The sequence below is a fragment of the Cupriavidus basilensis OR16 genome (genome assembly GCF_000243095.1).
GTDB classification, from domain to species: domain Bacteria; phylum Pseudomonadota; class Gammaproteobacteria; order Burkholderiales; family Burkholderiaceae; genus Cupriavidus; species Cupriavidus basilensis_D.
In genome coordinates, this window is the sequence record NZ_AHJE01000049.1 from 21,972 (window position 1) to 43,865 (window position 21,894).

19 protein-coding genes are annotated in these 21,894 nt (G+C 62.3%); 7 read left to right on the plus strand and 12 right to left on the minus strand.

The features are described 5' to 3' along the window. The first annotated feature begins 220 nt into the window (after positions 1-220). Positions 221-1,153 (plus strand): LysR family transcriptional regulator, encoded by a 933-nt coding sequence (locus tag OR16_RS18805; RefSeq protein ID WP_006159523.1) that lies wholly within the window; start codon positions 221-223, stop codon positions 1,151-1,153. On the opposite strand, the gene OR16_RS18810 is transcribed toward OR16_RS18805, so the two are convergent. The 11 genes from OR16_RS18810 to OR16_RS18855 all read right to left on the minus strand — a co-directional run bounded on the left by OR16_RS18810 (position 1,130) and on the right by OR16_RS18855 (position 12,876). Next, positions 1,130-1,846 carry an SDR family oxidoreductase gene (locus tag OR16_RS18810; protein ID WP_006159524.1) on the minus strand — a complete coding sequence of 239 codons (717 nt, stop codon included), beginning with the start codon at positions 1,844-1,846 and terminating at the stop codon, positions 1,130-1,132. The two genes, OR16_RS18805 and OR16_RS18810, sit on opposite strands and share 24 nt — an antisense overlap. A gap of 97 nt (positions 1,847-1,943) precedes the next feature. Next, positions 1,944-2,615, minus strand: coding sequence for a peroxiredoxin-like family protein (locus OR16_RS18815; protein WP_006159525.1), 672 nt, complete (start codon positions 2,613-2,615; stop codon positions 1,944-1,946). A gap of 47 nt (positions 2,616-2,662) precedes the next feature. Then, positions 2,663-3,439: an enoyl-CoA hydratase/isomerase family protein gene (locus OR16_RS18820; protein ID WP_006159526.1), complete on the minus strand. Its 777-nt coding sequence runs from the start codon at positions 3,437-3,439 to the stop codon at positions 2,663-2,665. Positions 3,440-3,503: 64 nt separating this feature from the next. Further along, positions 3,504-4,070 (minus strand): carboxymuconolactone decarboxylase family protein, encoded by a 567-nt coding sequence (locus OR16_RS18825; RefSeq protein ID WP_006159527.1) that lies wholly within the window; start codon positions 4,068-4,070, stop codon positions 3,504-3,506. A 705-nt stretch (positions 4,071-4,775) separates the two neighbouring features. Beyond that, complete coding sequence (locus OR16_RS18830; RefSeq protein WP_081488818.1) at positions 4,776-5,144, minus strand: alpha/beta hydrolase; 369 nt, start codon at positions 5,142-5,144, stop codon at positions 4,776-4,778. Then, entirely contained in the window at positions 5,122-5,928 is an 807-nt protein-coding gene (locus OR16_RS47320; RefSeq protein WP_081488819.1) for an alpha/beta hydrolase fold domain-containing protein, read from the minus strand. The genes OR16_RS18830 and OR16_RS47320 overlap by 23 nt, the downstream gene beginning before the upstream one ends. Before the next feature lie 111 nt (positions 5,929-6,039). Beyond that, on the minus strand, positions 6,040-7,680 hold the full coding sequence (locus OR16_RS18835) for a sulfatase-like hydrolase/transferase (RefSeq protein WP_081488820.1): 1,641 nt from the start codon (positions 7,678-7,680) through the stop codon (positions 6,040-6,042). A 19-nt stretch (positions 7,681-7,699) separates the two neighbouring features. Further along, positions 7,700-8,866, minus strand: coding sequence for a formylglycine-generating enzyme family protein (locus OR16_RS18840; RefSeq protein WP_006159530.1), 1,167 nt, complete (start codon positions 8,864-8,866; stop codon positions 7,700-7,702). Between the two features lie 53 nt (positions 8,867-8,919). Beyond that, positions 8,920-10,458 (minus strand): sulfatase family protein, encoded by a 1,539-nt coding sequence (locus tag OR16_RS18845; RefSeq protein ID WP_006159531.1) that lies wholly within the window; start codon positions 10,456-10,458, stop codon positions 8,920-8,922. Between the two features lie 201 nt (positions 10,459-10,659). After that, positions 10,660-12,114 carry an MFS transporter gene (locus OR16_RS18850; protein ID WP_006159532.1) on the minus strand — a complete coding sequence of 485 codons (1,455 nt, stop codon included), beginning with the start codon at positions 12,112-12,114 and terminating at the stop codon, positions 10,660-10,662. Between the two features lie 147 nt (positions 12,115-12,261). Next, positions 12,262-12,876 carry a TetR/AcrR family transcriptional regulator gene (locus OR16_RS18855; protein ID WP_237717114.1) on the minus strand — a complete coding sequence of 205 codons (615 nt, stop codon included), beginning with the start codon at positions 12,874-12,876 and terminating at the stop codon, positions 12,262-12,264. 157 nt (positions 12,877-13,033) lie between these two features. Here OR16_RS18855 and OR16_RS18860 point away from each other — a divergent pair, with 157 nt between their 5' ends. The 5 genes from OR16_RS18860 to glk all read left to right on the plus strand — a co-directional run bounded on the left by OR16_RS18860 (position 13,034) and on the right by glk (position 19,451). Continuing rightward, positions 13,034-14,998 (plus strand): cellulase family glycosylhydrolase, encoded by a 1,965-nt coding sequence (locus OR16_RS18860; RefSeq protein WP_006159534.1) that lies wholly within the window; start codon positions 13,034-13,036, stop codon positions 14,996-14,998. Positions 14,999-15,068: 70 nt separating this feature from the next. Further along, positions 15,069-16,229 carry a porin gene (locus OR16_RS18865; protein ID WP_081488822.1) on the plus strand — a complete coding sequence of 387 codons (1,161 nt, stop codon included), beginning with the start codon at positions 15,069-15,071 and terminating at the stop codon, positions 16,227-16,229. A 121-nt stretch (positions 16,230-16,350) separates the two neighbouring features. Then, entirely contained in the window at positions 16,351-17,841 is a 1,491-nt protein-coding gene (zwf, locus tag OR16_RS18870; protein ID WP_006159536.1) for a glucose-6-phosphate dehydrogenase, read from the plus strand. Between the two features lies 1 nt (position 17,842). Further along, on the plus strand, positions 17,843-18,538 hold the full coding sequence (pgl, locus tag OR16_RS18875) for a 6-phosphogluconolactonase (protein WP_006159537.1): 696 nt from the start codon (positions 17,843-17,845) through the stop codon (positions 18,536-18,538). Then, positions 18,525-19,451 carry a glucokinase gene (gene glk, locus OR16_RS18880; RefSeq protein ID WP_006159538.1) on the plus strand — a complete coding sequence of 309 codons (927 nt, stop codon included), beginning with the start codon at positions 18,525-18,527 and terminating at the stop codon, positions 19,449-19,451. The genes pgl and glk overlap by 14 nt, the downstream gene beginning before the upstream one ends. Positions 19,452-19,666: 215 nt before the next feature. Here glk and argC read toward each other — a convergent pair whose 3' ends face one another. Then, complete coding sequence (argC, locus tag OR16_RS18885) at positions 19,667-20,596, minus strand: N-acetyl-gamma-glutamyl-phosphate reductase (protein WP_006159539.1); 930 nt, start codon at positions 20,594-20,596, stop codon at positions 19,667-19,669. A 129-nt stretch (positions 20,597-20,725) separates the two neighbouring features. On the opposite strand from argC, the gene OR16_RS18890 reads away from it, so the two are divergent. Beyond that, positions 20,726-21,610 (plus strand): LysR family transcriptional regulator, encoded by an 885-nt coding sequence (locus OR16_RS18890; RefSeq protein ID WP_006159540.1) that lies wholly within the window; start codon positions 20,726-20,728, stop codon positions 21,608-21,610. Positions 21,611-21,894 lie beyond the last annotated feature (284 nt).

Genomic DNA, 21,894 nt, shown 5'->3' on the forward strand with positions numbered 1-21,894 from the left:
CCGGACGTGAGCGTTGTAACGGGCCCCACCGCAGGATCGCCTGCGGTGGGGCCGCTTTGTTTCTGTGGATCGTGATTGCGATGCAGATTTCGAAGACCGCTCGACATCGCCAATTTCATCAACCAGGTTCTGACGCGATAGACTTCCGCCTGAAAACATCTCAGCCACGACGCGGACTTTACGACGCGGACTTTACGGTCCGTCAAGGAGAAGCAACGGCATGGACCGGATGGCAGCAATGGAAACGTACGTCAGTGTCGTGGAGGCCGGTTCATTCTCGGCTGCCGCAAAGCGGCTCAAGCTCGGGCAGCCGGCCGTCTCCAAGTCGATCGCACAGCTGGAGGAGCGGCTCGGGGTGCGACTCCTGTTACGCTCGACCCGCGGCCTTACGCCCACCGATGCGGGTCAGCGGTTCTACGAGCACGCAAGACGCGCAATCGAAGAAGTGGATCTTGCCGAACAGGTCGCACGTGACGCCTCGAGCGGGTTGTCGGGTGTGCTGCGCATCAGCGCCGCGGTGACCTTCGCGCGCCTGCACATCCTCCCGACGCTCAAGACCTTCCTGGACCGGCACCCTGACCTGCAGGTCGACGTCGTGCTGGACGATCGCACCATCGATCTGCTCGAAAAAGGCGTGGATGTCGCATTGCGCATGGGTTCGCTCGACGATTCGACCATGACCGCACGCCACATTGCGCAGAGCCGCCGGCTGGTTGTCGGCACACCCGAATACTTCGCCGAAGCGGGTGTGCCGACAACGCCTGCGGAACTGAGCCAACACCAGGTCGTGATCTACTCGTTGCGTGGCGGCGGTGAGTCGTGGGCATTCAGCCAGCACGGCAAGGAAGTGGCCGTGGTCGTATCCGGGCGCGTCAGCGTGAGCGCCGCCGAGGGTATCCGCACGACAGTGCTCGGCGGCATGGGGCTCGCGATCGCATCGGAATGGATGTTTTCTCCGGAACTTGCCAACGGCACAGTCCAGTCGGTCCTTACCGACTGGGAGCTACCGGCTATCGACCTTTGGGCCGTGTTTCCAGCCGGACGCCTGGTAAGTGCGAAGGCGCGCGCATTCGTCGCCTTCGTCGAGGAAATACTTGGCGCCCCTGCCAGCAGCAAGGGCGGCACGCCCTCAGAAACCGAGCTTGCCGATTGACGCGCCGCCGTCGACGTACAGCGTCTGACCGGTCATGAAGGCGGCCGCGTCAGAAAACAGAAATGCGATCGTCGCGGCAATTTCATCGGGCTGGCCGAAGCGGCCCATGGGCACCGCGGATAGATAACGCTGCTCCCCCTCGCTTCCCGGCGGATTGTTCGCGCGAAACAGCTCGGTCTCTGTCGGGCCGGGTGCGACGGCATTGACCGTAATACCTGTGCCTGCCAGCTCCAGCGCCCATGAACGCGCAAAACTCACCAGCGCGGCCTTCGCCGCTGCGTAAGCAGTGCGATGTGTCATCCCGAGAATCGTCAGGCTGGAAATGTTCACGACCCGTCCCCAGCCGCGTGCCAGCATACCGGGAAGCAGCGCCTGCACGGTCTGCACCGCAGGATGAAGATTCAGCGCGAGAACGTCGTCGAGATCGTCTAGCGCGACTTCACCCAGACGCTGCGGCTTGACTAGCGCGACATTGTTCACCACGCCATCGAACGCATGACGACGCACCAGATCATCGAGCGCCGCGCCGGTTGCGGCACGGTCGGCCAGATCGACGCGGACCAGTTCGCCCGGAAAATCGCTTGCTTCGCGCGCGAGGCCCACCACGTGGTGGCCGTCGGCAATCAACCGTTCTGTCAACGCGAGGCCAATGCCCTTGGTCGCGCCGGTTACGAGAAATATACGCTGTGTCATCAAATGTCCTTTACGAACCGGAAGGAATCGAGAAGCCGCGGCGGGTTCTCCGGCGCGGCGTAGTGAGCGTTTAGCCTTAAGCACTGAGCAGTAAGGCTCAGGCGTTGGCGGTCGCTTTTTCCAGAACCGGGAACATGTCCGACGGGTCGGGACGACGCGTGTAATCCGGGTTGACTTCGGAATACAGCACGATCCCATCCTGTCCGATGACGTAGCGCGCGGGCATCGGCAAGGTCCAACTCGGGTCGTTATTGACCGCCGGCAGATCGTTCTTCAGGTTCTTGTACAGCTCGACCAGATAATCGGGCAGCGCGAAACGCAATCCGAAGTCGGCGCCCGTTTGACCGTTCACGTCGCTCAGCACCGGAAAACCCAGTTCGTTGGTGCGCACCGACTTGCGGCTATTGACCGGCGTTTGCGGCGAGATCGCCACGACGTTCGCGCCGTAGGCCTGAATCTCCGGCAGCACTTCGTTGATCGCCTGCAATTCGATATTGCAGTACGGGCACCAGACGCCGCGATAGAACGTCACCACCAGCGGGCCCTTCACCAGCAGTGCGGCAGACGATACGTCGTTGCCATCCTGATCTTTCAGGTTGAAATGCGGCATGCGGTCGCCGGCCTTGATCGCGCGGCCAGCCTGCCCACTCGCAATCAGTTCTGCCGTGGCGCGTTCCATCACCGGGTGAATCTCCGGCGGAGCGTTGAACGGCGGCTTGCCCGCCTTGAAGTCGGACCGGAATGCGTCGAGTTTGTCTTGCAGTGACATGAGTGTTCTCCGTCGAGAGGAATTGAGGAACCAACGAGTCAGTGGATTCAGGCTGCGTTCTGCGCTGCTGCCATGCGTGCCACTTCGGCCGCAGTGATACCTTCGAGCGCCAGGCCGTAGCCGATGCCTTCGTCGATCACGCGACGCAGGCGCTGGGTCAGTCCGATGCGGGTGTATTTGGTGGTGAGCGGCGGCTGCTTTGCGATAGTCGCGGCGATGGCGTGCGCGCGTTCCAACAACTGATCCGCAGGGACGATCTCATTGACGACGCCCAGCGACTTAGCTTCCGCAGCATCGAGTTTTTGCTGCGTGAGCACGAAGTACCGGCCGCGAATGCTGCCGATCATTTCCGGCCAGAGCAGATGGACGCCGTCGTTGGGAGCGATGCCAAATGCGGCGTGCGGCATGTCCTGGAACACCGTCTCTGGCGTTGCCACCACGATATCGCACAGCAGGACGTATTCCGAATGCAGCAGGACCGGGCCGTTCGGCGCGGCGATCATCGGGACTTCGATGTCCAGGATGTTCATCAAGATCTTTCGGCCTTCGCGGAAGATCTTGTCGTAGCCGCGCGGCGTGAAGAAATCGAAACCTTCCGGCGAAATCGCGTCCATGAATGCGTCGCCGCTACCGGTCAGGATGACCACGCGGTTGTCCGGGTCTTCGCCGATCTGGTGGAACATATCGGTGAACTGTTCGTGCGTATGGCCATTGAAGACGAGCTCCGCGCCGTCGGTATGGAAGCGGACTTCGAGCACGCCGTCCGGCGTACGGGTCAGTTTGGCGTTGAGGTATGCGTCTTTATAGCGGCCGAACGTGGACATTTCGGTTCCTCGGTGAGTTTCGGTATGAGGCAGGACGGGAGCCGCGAGGGCTCTCCGAGACGGCTCAGGCAGCGACAGCGACCGGTTTGGTCCACTCGTTACCGGCCATGAAGCCGTCCAGTCCGGTGTGGACGATGTGGTTCGTGTAGTTGCTCATCACCTTGGTCGCCACGCCGAGAATCACTTCGAGGACGTTCTGACGGGTGTAGCCAGCGGCGAGAAACGCGTCGACATCGGCGTCCGGGACGAAGCCACGCTCACGCACAACGAGCGTCGTGAAGCTATGCAGCGCTTCGAGCTTTGCATCGGGCAGCGGCGTGCCGGCGCGCAGCGCCGCGATCACGCCTGCGTCCATCTTGAGCATCTTCGCCAGCGTGCTGTGACCGGCCATGCAGTAGTGGCAGTTGTTCTCGAAGTTCGAGGTCAGGTAGACGACCTGCTGTTCGTGCGGCGTCAGCGTGCTTTTCGAGAACAAGTCCCACAGCGCCGAGTAACCGGCCAGCAGCGCGGGCGATTCCGCCATATGCGCCTGAAGGTTGGGGACGAAGCCAAAGGCGCGCTTCGTGTCTTCGAGGCTGGCCTGCGAAGCGGCCGGTGCGTTATCGATCGTGTAGGTTTGGAAGTTGCTCATCGTTTTGCTCCTGTTGGTTGACGGTGAGCAAATGATGAAGGTCAGCGACCGCCCGAAGAAGGCGGGCGCCGTCGATAACAGTCATTCCTGGCAGGCATAAAGCGATGACTGTGCCGTTGAAGTGCTCACGCCTGAGGAGCCAGATGGTCTAACGCAACGGGATGAATCGTCTTGAATCTGGTCGACGGGTTTCGATCAATCAACTTTGGGGTGGGTCCGACCGCTCTAGCTTCGAAGGCGGCCACACAGGTCGCGGGGGAGCAATTGGCCGCTCTGGGTCGACAAGAGCCAGTTGAATTGCGATGGACGAAAGTCTCATCCGGCCGATGAGGGGACGATCGCCAACGTCGACCTGGATGGCCGCTTGTCGCCCCTCACCGGACCTTCGGCGGGCAGAACCCCGAGGCCCGCTGATCGTCGCGGACATTTTTGATGATCCGTCCTCAGCGCCGATCTCCTGACTCACTTTTCCGTACTATCGGCTTGGGGCTGGACCGACGGTTTCACCTATGCCGCGAGTCCTGCTCCTATCATCTAAGGCGAGCGCGCGACGTTTGCTGGGCATGCGCGCCGGGTTGCCGCACGCGCCGCGCCGCGCCGCGCCGATCTTTGTACAACATGCCTGGCCGCACGCCAGTCCTCATGACGCCCCCCGATTCGGAGTTGCCGGTGTGGGACATGTGGGTCGATCCACGACCCTCTGCTTCATTCCACCCGTTCGGATATCGAAATTGGTGGCTGCAGGCCGAGCGCATTGAGAAAGGCGAATGTTCTGGCGAGCGTGTCGTCATAGGGTGTGAGGCCCTGCGCGCCGGTGGCGTGATTGTTAAAAAAACCATGCCCCTGCCCCGCATATTCATGCAACTCGCAGCTCCCGGCCGCGGCCCTCACTTTGCGGCAAAACTCCCGAACCGTATCAATAGGTACGATTCGATCTGCATCACCATGTAGTATCAGCATCGGCGCAGACGCAGCTAGGTTCATTGCGGTGGGCGAAATCTTGGCCGCCTCTTCCGGCTGCAGTCCGATCCACGAAGCGAGCGGGACTAAGTCAACTGCCGGGTTGTAGAGCACCAGTGCTGCCGGCCGCACCACGGAGGCGGACAACGAAGCGACCAGGGCCAGTTGCCCGCGCCGCCAGCACAATCTGCCCGGGGTTGACGCCAAATCCGGCGGACTCGCGTCTTAGCCAGGCATAGGCATCGCGCGCATCCTCGACTGCAGCGGCTGCGGTCGTGTTATCTCTGCAACTTACGCGGTAGTCAGCGAGCACGGCGACGTAGCCATGCTCGGCCGCCGCCTTCGCCTGTGCGAAGAACTGGGTCACCGTCCCTCGCCGCCATCCTCCGCCGAAAAAGAACAGAATGGCAGGACGGTTCGCGGATGGACTGGCAGGCACCAGCACGTGAGCGCGCAACTCCCGACCGGACGCCGATTTGTAAACGCGGCTGATCGCGCCCGGCACGGTTGGAGGTGCTGCCCCGCTCCCCACACAGCTTAATTCGCCCGCAAGCGTGCTTGGCAGCAGTGCGAGCGGTCCGCCTTCTGGGGCTGTCCCACAGCCGGACGTGACGGTCAAAGCGAAAACGAGCACAAGCGACAGGACAAAACGGCGAGAATGGGAGAGCGGCATGGCTTTCGCTGAGATATTTGATGAACTATTAGGCCCGCTTGTTTGCTTCGTGCAGGAAGGCTGTTTGTGGGCGAAGCGGCGTCGCCGCCACAGCAGCGGCGGAGATTCTTGCCAGGCAAGACCCTCTTCCGTCCGCTGTACGCCCCCTTTCGACACGAACGTAGTCTCCGATTGCCACGCCACGCCGCATCGCATCGCATCGCATCGCATCGCATCGCATCGCATGCGACATTGTTCCTGCGGGAGTAGGCGGCACTGGCACGCAGTACGAACCCACAAATCCCCACAGATTCCGAGGAGAGTCTCTTCATCAGCCCGATTGCCGTTGCTGGGGTGTCATTTCCCACCACGCCCCGGGATGCCGCGCTCGATGGTCACTCGATCGAACTCCGGAGCCGCTTGCGCGAACGATTGCTCGAACGCTTCGGCGTTATGCAGCAGGCGCTGCATAATCGCCGGCTCGCTAGCCGCTCTGTCGTACTTTTCGCCGGGATCCCGGCCGAGGTTGTAGAGCGTTGGCTTGTCTAGCTTGCTTGGCTTCCCAACCTGGGGGTTGCGGCCGCTGACGTCGTAGAGATTGATCTTCCAGTCGCCTTCGCGCCATGCCTGCAATCTGCCGTTGTAGTAGTAGGGGAGTACTTGGCGCGGACTCGGTGCCTGGCCACGCAGCGTCTTTCCAAGGTCGACGCCGTCGATGACCGCGTCGGGCAGCTTGGCCTTTGCCAGCGCAACGACGGTCGGCAGGAAATCGTAGGTCGCGCCAATGCCATCCACCACGGCGGGCCGGATGGTTCCGGGCCACCAGAATAGCGCTGGTACGCGTGAGCCCCCTTCATATGTCGACGCTTTGCCATCGCGCAGTATGCCAGCCGAGCCCACGAGTTCTTCATACAGAACCCAGGGGCCGTTGTCGCTGACGAACACGACGAGGGTGTTCTTGGCGCTACCGCTTCGCCGCACGGCCTCCAACACCCGGCCCACGCTGTGATCGAGTTCGGCTATGGCATCGCCCACTGGGCCACCTTTGCTGCTGCCAACGAACTCCGGGGCCGGCAGATGCGGGAGGTGGGGCTTCTCGTACCCGACCCAGGTTAGAAACGGCTTGTCGTGCTTCTGGCTGATGAAGTTGACAACCTGGTCAGTCAGCCGTTTGTTGTACTGCGGTTGATCAACGGGCCGTTCGATGACCTGGTCGCGATAGCCAACTGTCCCATTAGCCGCCACAACCCGCTCGCTCGAGATCAGCGGCGAATTCCAGTATTCGTTTTTCGGATTCTTGAAGGCTGCGACGGACTGCCGGTAGTAGAGCGCAAACAATTCCTTGGGCGACTCTCCTCTTGCATAACGCTGGCGCAATTCCTTGACGCTCACACCGCCGGGCACGCCGGCGAAATACGCGTCGTTCGACATCGGCATGCCCCACCAGGAATCGAAGCCGTGCCGCGTAGGGTAGGCACGCGGGGCATCGCCCAGATGCCATTTCCCGAACAGGGCGGTGGCATAGCCAGCGTCATGCAGCAGACTGGCGACGGTCACTTCCCGATCGGGAAAGCCGAAGGGATCACCTTCGACCTGGACACTGTTGATGGCTCCGTACAGACCCGAGCGGGTCTCGACACGCCCAGTCAGCATGGCTCCCCGACTGGGCGAGCACACTGGTGCGCTGACATAGAAATTTGTCCACCGTTGGCCCTCGGCAGCCATCCGGTCCAGGTTCGGCGTGCGGAATACGGGATGGCCATAGCTGCTGAGATCGCCCCAGCCCAAGTCATCGGCAATCAGAAGGACAACGTTGGGGCGGGTATCGGGGGCGGCCTGTACCAGGGAGAGCGGCGCGGCGAGCACCAAGGCGCCCAGGGCACGAAGCGCACGAAGGCACGGGGCGTTTCCCGCACGTGCGCCGGTCCTGCGCCAGGCCCATGTCGGCCATGCTCGGTCCAGCGTGGCAATACCAGTTCCTCTTGCACCATTTTCCATCTTCTCTCTCCTTTCTCTTTCAGCCACCGCCGGACGCGGCGGCCACGGTCTTTTGCTGTTGCTGCCTAGCCCGCCAGGCGTCTTCATCCATCGCGAGCCGGAAGCCCAGGTGCGACATGCTGGTATACGGATCAGCCCCCTGTCTGGCACTTGGGCGATAGCTCAGGCAATAGTCCTGGTTGCAAAGGTAGGAGCCGCCGCGAATCACGCGCTTGGGCGCTCGCGCGGGAACACCGGGCTCCGAAGGATCCCAGCTATCCGCCGGCCCCAGCGGATAGACCTCCACCTGCCCGATGCTGGCTACCCGCTTAAACTGATCGGCGCGATACCAGTCCGCGCCCCATTGCCAGGCATTGCCGGTCATGTCGTAGAGCCCATAGCCGTTTGCGGGAAACGTGCCGACAGCGCTCGTGCCCAGCGCTCCGCCCGCCTTGGCACTCACCACCGGGAAGGGTTGCGACTGCTGGCCCTGCCAGACATTGGCCATCTGCTTGCCGCCAGGTGCGAACTGGTCTCCCCAGGCGTAAGTCGCCTGCTCCAGTCCGCCGCGCACCGCGAACTCCCATTCGGCTTCTGTCGGCAGCCGCATGCCGGCCCATCTGGCATACGCTTGCGCGTCCTCGTAAGAAACCTGTACGACGGGGTGGTTGTCTTTTCCCTCGATCGTGCTGCCGGGACCATCCGGATGGCGCCAATTCGCGCCCGGCACGAAGCGCCACCAGCGCGAGGAGTACTGCAGCGGAACCGGCCGGTCTGTGCCAACGAAGACCATTCCGCCCGGCACCAGCGCGCTGTCGGGCGGCTGCGGCGTGCCCGCTGGAACCTGAACCTTCAGCGTCTCCCAATCCGGTTTCTTCTCAGCGGTGGTGATATAGCCGGTCGCCGCGACGAAAGCGCGGAACTCGGCGTTGGTCACATGATGCTGGTCCATCCAAAATCCGTGCACGCGCGTTTTGTGCGCAGGGCGTTCGTTGTCCCGCGCGAGCCGGTGGTTGCTGCCCATCAGGAATTCGCCGCCGGGAACCCACGCCATGCCCCGCGGGCCGGCAACACCATCGCCGAGAATGACCCTCGGCGCCGGCTTTGCGTTGGCCTGCTGGACAGGCTCGGCTGCCAAGCGGACCACCCAGCCAAGCGCGATGCCCATGGCGGCGAGAACGGCCACTGCGCCGCCCCGAAGCAACATGCGCCGGCGAAAGGCTAGCGCCGCCGCGCTCGCCGTGGGTCCGAACGCGACACCTACCTCTTGGCGCCTTGGAGTGAACGCAGGACGTGGGCCGGGATCGGCGGCAGGGCTCCCGCCGCGGGAAGTCGTTTCAGGTCGCGCTCATATTTCCGCGCCAGTGCGTCCGCCTTGTCGCCGCGTCCCGTCGCACGCAGGCGATCGAGATAGGCTGGCAGTTCTCCGCGCACGTGATAGGGGCCCCCTTCCGCAACGACATTACGCAGCGGATCCCGGCCGCGCGCCGCATCAGGCAGCATCCTGTCGAGCCAATCCTTCAGCAATGCCAGGCCTTTTTCCACGATCTCCGGCCGCGCGCCGGCCAGGTTGTTCTGCTCGTGCGGGTCGGCGAGCAGATCGAACAGCATCACGTCGTCGAAGAGGTGGTAGCCGTCGTGCAGCGTGCAGATCAGGATCCAGTTCTCGAACCGGACGGCGCGCTGGCATGTCCACGCCCCTTGCGAAACAACCAGATGGCTCCGCCCTTCATCAATACCGTCTTTCAAACTGCCGGCGAAGGAAGCGCCGTCCCAGCTTGCCGGGACCGTTTGGCCGAGCAGTTCCAGCACGGTTGCCGTCACGTCGACCTGATAGTGGAATGCTTGGCGCTCTCGGCCCGGCTCGATCCCCGGCCACTTGAGAAGAAGAGGGACATTCGTCGTGAACTGGTCCGCCGTTTGGTGGTCGCCATAGACGTTGAGTTCCCCCAGTGTTTCGCCGTGGTCCGATGACAGCATGATCGCGGTCTCGTCCTTCACGCCGAGTTCGGCAAGCCGAGCCATCAGTTTCCCGACGTATTCATCGGCCACGAGAACCCCCGTGTCGTAACCGTCGAACATGGCCCGGACTGCCTCCATGTCGGGAATCTCCTGCGGCTGCCGTGGGAAGTACGCGCGCGCCGCAGCCTGCGGCGCGAAACCTGTGCATTCCTGGGCGGTGTGCGGACCGCACCCCTGCCAGTCGCGCGCGCGAATCTCCTCTGTCAGCCAGCCCGGCAACGGATCGTTGGCAAAGGGCTGGCCATAATCCGCGGCGGCCCGATAGGGAGTGTGCGGATCCCACATATGCACATGCAGGAACCAGTTGTCTTGCGCGCCGTGCCGCGCCAGCCAGTCCGAGGCGATCGCGAAGACCTCATCCGCGGTCTCGAGGCCGAACTTGCCCACGTTGTAGGCCTCGTCGAATCCGGCGTACCACTGAAAAGCCGAATGCCGCTGCGCGAAGGAACTGATGCTCACGGTCTTGAGCCCGGCCTGCTGCAGCAGGAACGGGAAGCTCTCCAGTTGCAGTCGCGACCAGAACTTCCGTTCGGGGCCGCCAATCACCGGATCGGCGTCGACGCCGCCATGATTGACCACACCATTGTGTATGCCGAAGCGGCCGGTCAGCAGTGCGGTACGGCTCGGCAAGCAAGGCGTGTCTGAGGCATGCACATTACGAAACAGGATGCTCTCGGCGGCCAGCTTGTCGATGTTGGGGCTCGTGTTGCGATGGTAGCCATAGCATCCGAGATGGTCCGGTCGGAGTGTGTCGATGTCAATGTAGAGTAGCCGCATAAGGTCTCTGGAGTTTGCGTGGTTCAATCGGATTCGCCACCAGGTAAGCGTCGAGCCGACCGGGACGGATGAGCGAGGCCAGGACTGTCAGGCCAGCGTCGGCGGGAAGATCCTGCGTGCAGCGTGCCACGCCCTGATTTGCGGGTACGCCGAGGGCTTTACCGCGCAATGCCGTGTGCCGCAGGGCAGGCCATGGCCTTCCTATGGATGCTGGCGGCGCCGGGCGATCTCATCCACCATGCGGCGATGGAATGCCGGCGTGATCGGATACTTCCAAAGCAGCAGAACCGAGCACAGTACGCCGGCCACCGGGATTAGGCACATTGCTGCCTTGATGCTGGCCAGCGCCGAGGCGTCCAACGGCTTGTTCGCCACGAAGCCGGCCCATTGCAGAATCTGCCCGAGAAGTATGGCGTTGACGGCCAAGGCTGCCTTGTGGGAAAAGGCGGCGAAACCGGCGATCGTCGCTTCGTTCCGTTCGCCGAACTTCCACTCATTGAATTCCACCGTGTCCGGCAACATCGCCCAGTAGTTGATGGCAAAGCTTGCCGTGCCCACGCCGATAAGCGCGATCCAGCCAAGCACAACCTGCATGTCCGGGTTGGTATTCAGCCAGAAGCCGAGGTAACCTGTCGCGGCGATCGCGCTGCCTGCCATCCACGCGCTCCGCTTCGAAAAACGCCGCGCCACCCATACCCAGAAAGGTGCGAACAGTGCGAGCATTACTACGCTAAGCACGAGTGCCACCGAAGTCATATCGGGACGCTGCAGTCCATACTTGAACCAGTACAAGAGGCATTTGGAGAACATCGTCAACGCCACCGCGGCAACCACGATGGCGCCAAGCACGCGTGCCAGTGGGCCATTCCGGCGCAACATGCCCCAGAATCTGACAAAATCGCGGATCGTACGACTCAGCACCGAGCGATGCGCCTTGGCAGGGTTGCGGGTCATTCCGGCTGTGTTCTCGCGGGTGTTGCGCACGCAAAGAAGGATCGTCAAGGTCGCCAGCAGTCCAATGAGTACCGCCACGACGAAATACGGTTGCGCCACCTTGCCCGTCAGCAAAGACACGGCCTTGGGCAGGAACATGGCGACGGATATGCCCGCACCCGCGGCAAACATCATGCGCACGCCGGCAAGCGTGGCGCGCTCCGCCGAGTCTGAGGTCATGCTCGCCGTCATGGCGAGATAGGGAAGATTGACGACCGTGTAGAGCGTCCGCATCAGGATATGGGACAGGGTCGCGTAAATAACGAGGGCGGTACCGCTTGCTGGCGGCACGTAAAACATGGCCCCAAAGCTAAGCGCTAGCGGCACGGCGCCAAACAGCATATAGGGCCGGTAACGCCCCCGGCGCGACTGGGTGCGATCCACGATCGAACCCATGATCGGATCGGCGAAGGCATCGTAGGCGGATGCAATGGCGACCGACAGCCCCGCAATCGCCGGCGCAATTCCCAGCACGTCCGTGTAGTAGAAGTACAGGAACAGCGTGATTGCCTGCCAGTAGAGATTGCATCCAAAATCTCCGGCGCCATACCCGAGGCGATGGCGCCACCCAAGGGGGGCTTGAGCGGGTCCGCCTGCTTCCAGGGTCGATCCGGTCTTCAATGTGCGCCGCTGTGGTAGCGCAGAACTGGAAGGGGTGGCCATCGGGGGTCTCCAAAAGTGCCGGCTTGTACCGTGCATTTGCTTACTATCTAGTAAGTAACTATTGGGATCAACTAGGGGAAACCCCGCAGCAATGCTGCCCCCCCCCCTCCCCGACTTCTTCTGAACGACGTGGCGCCCCTCCCGCCCTTACTCCGATGTCGCCTCCACGAACAGGCGGCGCAACTCGGCGAACTGGGAATCGAAGCGGGGGTCGTCGCCCCTCAAAGACCTGCCGATGGTGACGCCACGCAGCGCCGCGACGGCAAGATCGCGCAGCACTTCCAGGCGGGGCGCCGTCGGGAAACTCTCGATAAGGTTCCCCCATGCGCTATCGAATACGGCCTCGCGCCGTGCAACCGTGAGAGCCACTTCGTCGCGGAAGCCGGGATCGCGCCGAGCTGCCAGCAGTAATTCAATCAGCGCCATCTGGTTCGTCGAGGAAGCATGGTTGCCCATCGTGTCCAGTACCGCTAGCAGACGCTCTCTGGGCGCGAGAAACGCCGGTGCGGCGGCGGCGAAGCGCGAAGCCATCTCATCGTAGAGTGCATTCATCACCGCCACCATCAAGGCGTTCTTACTCTCGAAGTGGTAAAGCAAAGCGGCGCGGGTCAAGCCGACGCGCTCCGCGATCTCTGAGATCGTCGTACCGGCGTAGCCAAGTTCCGCCAGGCTCTCTATACCCGCCATCAAGATCTTGGCCTTCGTTTGCGCCGACATCTCAGCGTTTGATCTACGGTGTTCATCCCGTCTCTTGGGTTTCATTGAATGGCTCCAGATTGATTGCCGCAGACAAAGTGCATGCCATTGTAAACCCCAAGTGCATATTTTTCCTCAACATACTAACCTTCTCGTTAGTTAATAAAGTAGCTGAAAGCATCGACGTTTGCCGACAGCGTCACTTTCGCGCACTTGGAGCCACATGTCACCGACTCGCTTACATACCAAATCCGGCCGATTCGTCGATACGCACGGCCGGCACGTCCTGCTGCGCGGCGTAAACCTGGGAGGCGACAGCAAGGTCCCCTACCCCCATGGCGGCACGCAATACCCGACGGACTTCGCCGATCATCGCGAGGCGTCCTTTGTCGGCCGGCCGTTCCCGCTGGCGGAAGCAGATTCGCACCTGGCGCGCATCCGCCGCTGGGGCTTCAACTGCCTGCGCCTGATCACCACATGGGAAGCGATCGAGCATGCCGGCCCCGGACAATACGACGAAGACTACCTAGCCTATTTCACGGAGATTTGCCGCAAGGCCGGGGAGCATGGCCTCTTTGTCTTCGTCGACTTCCATCAGGACGCATGGTCGAGGATGAGCGGGGGCGATGGCGCACCGGGCTGGACCTTCGAAGCGGTCGGCCTGGACTTCCGCAACTTCGATAGCGCGGACGCGGCGCACGTCATGCAGCATCGCTTCCATTTCGCGAACGGAAATCCGCGCCAACCCAGCTACCCCCAGATGAGCTGGCCGCTCAATTACAGCTTGCCCGCAAACGCCATCATGTGGACGCTCTTCTGGGCAGGCCGCACCCTGACGCCGGACTTTTGCATTCAAGGCCAGAACGTGCAGGACTACCTGCAGGGCCGCTTCTTCGATGCAGTCGAGAAGATGGCGCAGTGCCTGCGCGCGCTGCCACACGTGATCGGCTTCGACATTCTCAACGAACCGGGACTCGGCTGGCTGGGCCAATCGCTATCGACGCTTGACGGCCCGCATCTGCCCGGTCCTGCCGTCACGCCGCTCGCAGCGCTTTCGCTGGCCCGGGGCATCCCGACTGAGGTCCCCTTGATTCCTCCCAGCTCGGACCCGGGTGGACCCCGTTCGGACGCGATGTGCCGGCTCAATGCCGCAGGGCGCCCCATCTGGGTCGAAGGCGCCACTTGCCCGTTCGAACGCGCGGGCATCTACCGGCTTGAGCGGGGCCGCATCGTGCCGCTCGACGAGGACGTCTTCAAGCGGGTAAACGGTCGCCCCCTGGACATCACTGAAGACGTATTCGCGCCGTTCTTTGCCGAGGCTGCCATCCGTGTGCGCCGCTATCGCGAAGACTGGTTACTGATGGCGCAGATGGACCCGATTGGCGCGATTAGCGGCCGCGCCTTCCCCACCGCAATGCCCTGCCAATCGGTCAATGCAAGCCACTGGTACGACCTGGGGCTGCTCCTTAGCAAGTCGTTCGACCAGAACAACTCCATCGATGTGCTGACAGGCGAGCGCGCCGAAGGGCCCGCCGCCCTGCGCGATCGGTACGTACGGCAACTGGCCAGGCTGAAGGGGGCAGCAGACCGGTTCCCAGGCGGCGCGCCCACCTTGGTCGGAGAGTTCGGCATTCCCTTCGACTTGGACAATGGCCGGGCGTATGTGGAGTGGAGTGCGGGCAAGCGGGATGTATTCGGGCCGCACACCCTGGCGCTCGAGCTGATGTATGGCGCCTTGGACGAGCTGCTGCTGAGCGCCACGCAATGGAACTACACGGCTACCAACCGCAACGATCTGCGCATCGGCGACCAGTGGAATCAGGAAGACCTTTCCATCTTTTCCGTAGACCAGATCGACGACCCACTCGACCCGGACGCCGGTGGCCGCGCGGTGACCGGCTTTGCCCGGCCCTATGTCGCCGCGGTGCAGGGGCACTTGACCGCGATGCAATACGACCGCGTTTCTGGCGCGTTCGTTTTTACATACCAAGCCGACTTGACGGTGCAGGCACCGACCGAACTCGTGCTGCCGTTGGCGCAATTCCCGCACGGGGTTGCGATCGCCATCCAAGGCCCGGTGCAGCGTTGCGAAGACACACCGGAGCAGGGATCCGCACGGATATGGGCGAGCGCATCAGGGACCGTGCGGGTCGAGTGCCGCCGCAAAGCCGCGCATGGCAACGCATAGCCGCGATTCGCGGCGCCCTGAGGAATGACACCTAACGAAGCATTCTGCCAATAGCTAGAGGAGGAGAACAATGAAAGGGATTCACCAACGTAGACGTCTGCGCAAGGCCCTCTTGACCGGATGTGCGACATTCATCGCCGGGGCAGCGCAGGCCCAGTCGAGCATTACCCTGTACGGCGTGGTCGATGCCAACATCGAGTACGTCAGCAATTTTTCGAGCACTACGCCAACTGCGGCCAACCGCTACACAAGCGGGCCCGCGCACAACCTGGTGCGAATGAACTCCGGCGGACTGTCCGGCTCGCGCTTCGGCCTGCGCGGCACCGAGGATCTCGGCGGTGGCCTGCAGGCGGTATTCGCGCTGGAGAACGGCTTTACCCTGGATGATGGCAAGTTGGGCTTCGGTGGCCGCATGTTTGGCCGCCAGGCGTGGGTCGGCCTTGCCAGCCGTGACTTCGGGCGTGTCACCTTCGGCCGGCAGACCACTTCCATCTACGACGGTTTCGCCAACTTCACGGCAGCCCTCTATACGAACCAATACGAGCCCGGCAGTGCCATAGGAGGCTTCAGCTCCCGTTCGGACAATATGTCGAAGTACGTTGGCCAATTCGGCCGTGTGACCGCGATTGCGCACTGGACATTCGGCAACGGCGTCTTCGGCGCCGGCGAAACACCGGGCCAGTTCCGCCGCGACACCGGGTACGGCGCTGCACTGAATTACCAATCCGACGCCTTCGGCATCGGTATCGCCTATGACCAGTACAACCCGACGCTGGCCGCCAGCAATGACATCGGCAGTTTCAAGCGCGCGGGCATCGCCGGCAGCTACGCCGCCGGCCCCGCCAAGTTCGTGGCCGGCTATCGCTGGGGCATGGACAAGACCGGCTCCAATGCCACCCTCTGGCACGACAACCTCTACTGGGTCGGTGTCAACTATCAGGCCACCGCGGCGCTGGGCCTGACCCTGGCGTACTACTATGACGACATCAGCCGCGCCAACGTCAGCCTCGGCCGGCTTCCCGCCGTCAGGGCCAAGAATCCCTGGCAAATCCTGTTCATCTCCAACTACAACCTATCCAAGACAACGGACATCTACCTGACCACGGCATACGCGAAGAACGCTGGCCTGAACTTCGACTCCTCTGCAACCGGGTTCGTCAACGGCTACTTCCTCGGCGCCGGCAAGAACGACATGCTCGGCGTAGCCGTCGGTATTCGCAAGAAGTTCTGAGTTCCTGGTCGCCCGGCATCCCGAGTTCGCTTTCGCTGTGCGCGGCGGTCCGGGCCAAAAAATCAGCATCCACCTGCAACACGATGCGCTTCCATACACATACACCTGGGAGAGGTGAAGCTTGTCACTACCTGAATTCGATCTGGTGATCTTCGGCGGCACGGGCGACCTTGCATGCCGCAAGCTCATTCCCGCGCTCTTCGACGCCCATCGCACCGGGCTCCTGCATGCACAAGGCCGAATCCTCGCGACCGGCACCAAGCCAATGGAGCGGGCAAGCTTGATCTCCATGCTCGAGGAGCGTGCCAGGCCGATGGTGCAGCCGGGCGTACCGATCGCTGGAGGCGACCCGGACGATCTGGGGTTCCAGGGATGCTGGGAGAGCTTCCTGCACCGGATCGACTACCTCCATGTCGACACCTCCCAGGACAAAGACTTTGAAGCGCTGTCGGAATGCATAGCGCAACACGCCGCGAAAGTCGTCGTCTGCTACCTGGCCACCCCGCCACACCTATTCGCACAGATCTGCGAGCAGCTGGCCCGGGTCGGCATGAACAAGCGTAATGTGCGCGTCGTCCTGGAAAAGCCGCTCGGTCACGACCTCGAATCTTCCGAGGCGATCAATGACGCCGTGGCCCGTTTTTTTGAAGAGGATCAGATCTATCGCATTGACCACTACCTAGGCAAGGAACCGGTCCAGAATCTGATGGCAATCCGCTTCGGCAATACCCTGTTCGAACCGCTCTGGCGCAGGGAGTGGATTCGCGATGTCCAGATCACGATTGCGGAGGAACTGGGTGTCGAGCAGCGCGGCACCTTCTATGACCGGACCGGTGCGCTGCGGGACATGCTCCAGAGCCATCTCCTGCAACTCCTTTGCATGGTTGCAATGGAGCCGCCTGCCACCTTGGACGCCGACGCCATCCGGGACGAAAAGCTGAAGGTGCTCAAGGCACTCACGCCGATGAGTCCTCAATGCGTGGTCGAGAGAACTGTAAGGGGCCAATATCGCCCGGGTGCGGCGGACGGACACCCGGTGCCAGGCTATCGTGAAGAGGCGGACGTGACGCTGGACAGCCAGACCGAGACATTCGTCGCCATCAAAGCCGAGATCGCAAACTGGCGATGGGCGGGCGTCCCCTTTTACCTGCGCACCGGAAAGCGGATGGCGTCGCGCCTAGCCGAGATCGTCGTCCACTTCCATAGCGTTCCCCACGAGCTATTCCCTCGTCCGCTTGGCTTGTCAGCCCAGAACCGTCTAGTCATTTCGCTGCAACCCGAGGAAAGCATACGCCTCTATCTTTTCACAAAGGCACCCGGCGATACCGTTTCGCTGCGGGAAACCTATCTCGACCTCGACCTCGCCAGAACTTCAACCGAGCGCCGCGCAGGGGCCTATGAGCGCTTGCTGCTCGACGTCATTCACGGCCGTCTCGGCTTATTCGTGCGGCGCGATGAGCAAGCCCAGGCCTGGCGTTGGGTAAAGCCAATCATCCAGACTTGGTCTTCCGGCAGTCCGCCGCTCAAGCTCTATACCGCGGGCACATCGGGACCGGCGGCCTCGAGCGCCCTGCTCTCGCGTGACGGTGTTGCATGGCACGAGGAAATCTGACATGCAGCAAATATTCCACGACAACGTTTCTGCCCAGGCCGCAGCACTGGCGCTGAGCGTGGCGGGGCACCTGTCCGCCCTGATCAAAAGCAAAGGCAGCGCATACCTGGCGGTGTCCGGCGGCCGTACGCCCGTCCCCTTCTTCCAGGCGCTAAGTATGCAGCGTCTGCCGTGGCAACATGTCGCCATCATGCTGGTCGACGAACGTGCCGTGCCACCGCACCATACCGACAGCAATGCCAGGCTGGTGGCGGCCAATCTGCTTCGAGGCGAAGCCACGCGGGCCCGCTTCATCCCCCTGGTCACAGAGGAGTGCGCAACGCAGGACCGTATCGATGTGGCCAAGGTACTGACCCAGGCCAACACCGGCTTCAGCCAGCCCGACGTGGTGGTGCTCGGTATGGGAGAGGACGGCCATATAGCGTCTCTGTTTGCGGATGCCCCCGAGTACGCGCAGGCCATGAATCTGAGCGCGCCACCGGGATACACTGCAACGTCTCCACGCAGCGCAGCTCATCGTCGCATAACATTGAACCGAGCGGCATTGCTTGGGGCCAGCAAACTGATACTGGCGATCGGCGGAGCAAGCAAGCGCGAAGTGTTTACGCTTGCCTCGCACACGCAGAATGTCGCCCTGCCGGTCAGTTGCATCATCCATCAAGATACCGTACCTATTGACGTGTATGCGGCAAATTGAACGATTCGCGTCGCCACGGCTTGTCGCCGACATTGGCGGCACCAATGCGCGGTTTGCAATCGAGGTAGCAACACGGACATTCGCGCACGTGACGGTGCTAGATTGCGCTGTCTACCGCGGCATAGAGGCTGCCCTGCGCGCCTATCTGGCCACACTCGGAGACCTCGGGCCGCAGGTACGCCATGCAGCGATCGGCATTGCCACACCGGTGCTAACTGACTTGGTGAAGATGACGAACCTCGAGTGGTCATTCTCCATTGACGCGCTACGTTACGCTTTCTCGTTCGATACCCTGGTAGTGACAAACGACTTCACCGCGCTGGCGCACGCACTACCCTACCTGACGGCCGCGGATCTGTTGCAAGTCGGCGGCAAGATGGCTGGCTTGATACCGTGCAACGACAGGTACATAGCGCTTCCGGGCGAAGGCGGGCACACAAGCTTTTCCCCCTCAGACGACGAGGAGGCACGGGTGTGGCGATATGCGCGCGCCCGCTTTGGGCACGTATCCGCGGAACGCCTGCTTTCCGGAGCCGGCTTGACGCTGATTCATGAGGCGATCCGCGCGCATGTGCCGGCGCAGTATCCGCTCTCTCCCGCTGCCATCACCAGGCAGGCACTCATGGGAACCGATCCGCTTTGCCAAAAGGCGGTCGAAATGTTCTGCGCAATGTTGGGCACGGTCGCCGCGGACCTGGCGCTAACCATCGGCGCGCGAGGCGGCGTCTATATCGGAGGTGGAATTGTGCCGCGCCTAGGCGCAGTGTTCGCCCAATCCGCCTTCCGCCGCAGGTTCGAAAACAAAGGTCGCATGCGGGCCTATCTGGCCGACATCCCCGTCTACGTGATCAACACAGCGCTTCCCGCCTTGGCGGGACTGTCGGCGCAGCTAGAAGAAAGGTTGTCAGCTTGACGGCGGCCAAATGAACGTCGAGCCCCATTGTTCCAATTGCCGCATACCGGGTACGCCGAAGCGCTCGCGAAGTGGCCGGCGGTGCGTGCGATGCCAGTGAAATGAGGGCACGCACAGATCAAAGTGCGCTCCGGCGTAGCTCGCATTGCATATCCAATCTCTTCGGCCTTCTCGGTAGGAACGACACCCCAGATACCGTCGCTTATCATCGGCCACTATTGCTGCGTGAGCATCAGGTTCAGGTTCTGAACCGCAGCGCCGGATGCGCCTTTGCCAAGATTATCGAAAACCGCGGACAGCAGGACGTGCCCGTGTTCCATGTTAGGAAATACGCTTAAGCGCATGTCGTTCGTACCGTTCAGCACTTGCGGATCCAGGTGCTTTAAGGCACACGATTCGTGCAGCGGCAAGACACTTACGTGGGCCGCCTCGGCATAGTGGCGTGCGAGGCATGCGTGTAACGTGGCGCCATCCACCTCGGGTGCCAGCAGCCGCAACTCCAGGGGCACTGTCAGCACGATGCCCTGGCGGAACGCACCATACGCAGGGACGAAGATGGGACGCTGTGCGAGCCCGGCGTGCTGCTGGATCTCCGGGGGGTGCTTGTGCGCGAGTTCCAGACCATATACCTGGTATGAAGGCGCGTTGACGGCACCCTGCCCCTCATGTTCCTCCACGCCGGCACGCCCGCGTCCGGAGTAGCCCGACACCGCATGAATGCTGATAGGGTAGTTGCCTGGTATGAGCCCAGCCTGCAACAGGGGACGCAGCAAGCCAATTGCACCGGTCGGATAGCAACCGGGATTGGTGACCCGACGTGCGTTCGCTATGCGCTCAGCCTGTCCCAGCGTCATTTCCGGAAAGCCGTATGTCCAGTCCGCGTGCGTGCGGTGGGCGGAACTTGCGTCAATTACCCTGACGGCAGGATTAACGATGGCGTCCACTGCCTCGCGCGCGGCGGCATCAGGCAAACAGAGGATGGCGATGTCGCAGGCGTTGATGGCTTCCGCGCGACGCCGCGGATCTTTGCGTTCCGCAGCGGCAAGCGTGAACAGTCTAAGGTCGGTCCGGTTGCGCAGCCGTTCGTGGATTTGCAACCCGGTGGTGCCTTGGTCGCCGTCGATGAAAACAACGGGAGAGCTCATACGTGGAATACTCCGGTGACTGTGGGTTGTAACAAGTGGAACGAGCCCCTATGTTCCATGTACCGCTAGAATAGAGAAAGTTGTATTTCATAACGTTAATATTCAGTTTTTCTGAATCTGGACGCCGACATGCGAGAGATCAGCCTGGACCGTTTGCGCACTCTGGTCGCCATTGCCGACCGTGGTTCATTTGCCGATGCGGCGCGTGCATTGCACCTGGCGCCGCCAACGGTCAGCCTCCACATTGCTGAACTCGAAGACCGCATTGGGGCGCCACTCCTGTCACGCAAGCGCGGACATGTAAGGCCGTCGGCGATAGGAGAGGTGCTGGTGGAGCGCGCGCGTCGACTGCTGGCCGACGCGGAGCAGGCGTTAGACGATATTCAACGCCAGGTGCAGGGGCTCGAAGGGCGCGCGCGGCTCGGTGCATCGACTGGCGTGATCGCGCACCTGTTGCCGCAAGCGCTTGAGGTGCTGCGCCAGCACCATCCCGCTATCGACATTCAGGTTGCAGTACTCACTTCGCATGAAACGCTGTCCCGACTGGCGGATGGAACGCTGGATGTTGGGCTGGTCGCACTGCCTCAGCGCCCGGTGGCTGGACTCGTGATGAAGCCTTGGCGCCGCGACCCCGTGATGGCCTTTGTGCCCGCGCATTGGCGGTGTCCGGCCCGCGTCACGCCTGAATGGCTCGCCGCCCAACCTCTCATTCTCAATGATGCGACCACGCGTCTCTCGCGTCTGACCGCGGAGTGGTTCGCGACCGGGGGGCACCATCCTGCGCCGCGCATTCAACTCAACTACAACGACGCGATCAAGAGTCTGGTAGCGGCAGGTTACGGCGCAGCGCTGTTGCCCCATGAGGCCACTACGCCATTACCCGACAGTCGCATTGTCATGCGTCCGCTGCGCCCGGCGTTGTGGCGTCGGCTCGGCATTGCACATCGTGCGGGGTACGTTGAGCGTTCCACGCAACACGTACTTGATGTGTTGTGGGATCTGCGATTGGCGTAGGAGTTGCCATTTTCCGCTTCGGCTCGTTCCCGCTGGGACAGTAGCCTTATTGCTCGCCACGACGAACGAATGGCCGGTTTGTAGATATTTGACTGACCGGATTAGGTCAGGAAGAGACACCCGGGGAGCGACTGGCGGACGTCGCAAGCCAGCCAAGAGCCGTCATTCACCGCCATGTTCGCTACCCCGCAGCCGGTACGCCCGGTGCGCCAGGGCCTGCCTTGCTTTGTGGCCGGCGGGCGCCGCAAAGCGCAAGCGGCTCAGAAAAGAGACAGCCCTGCACG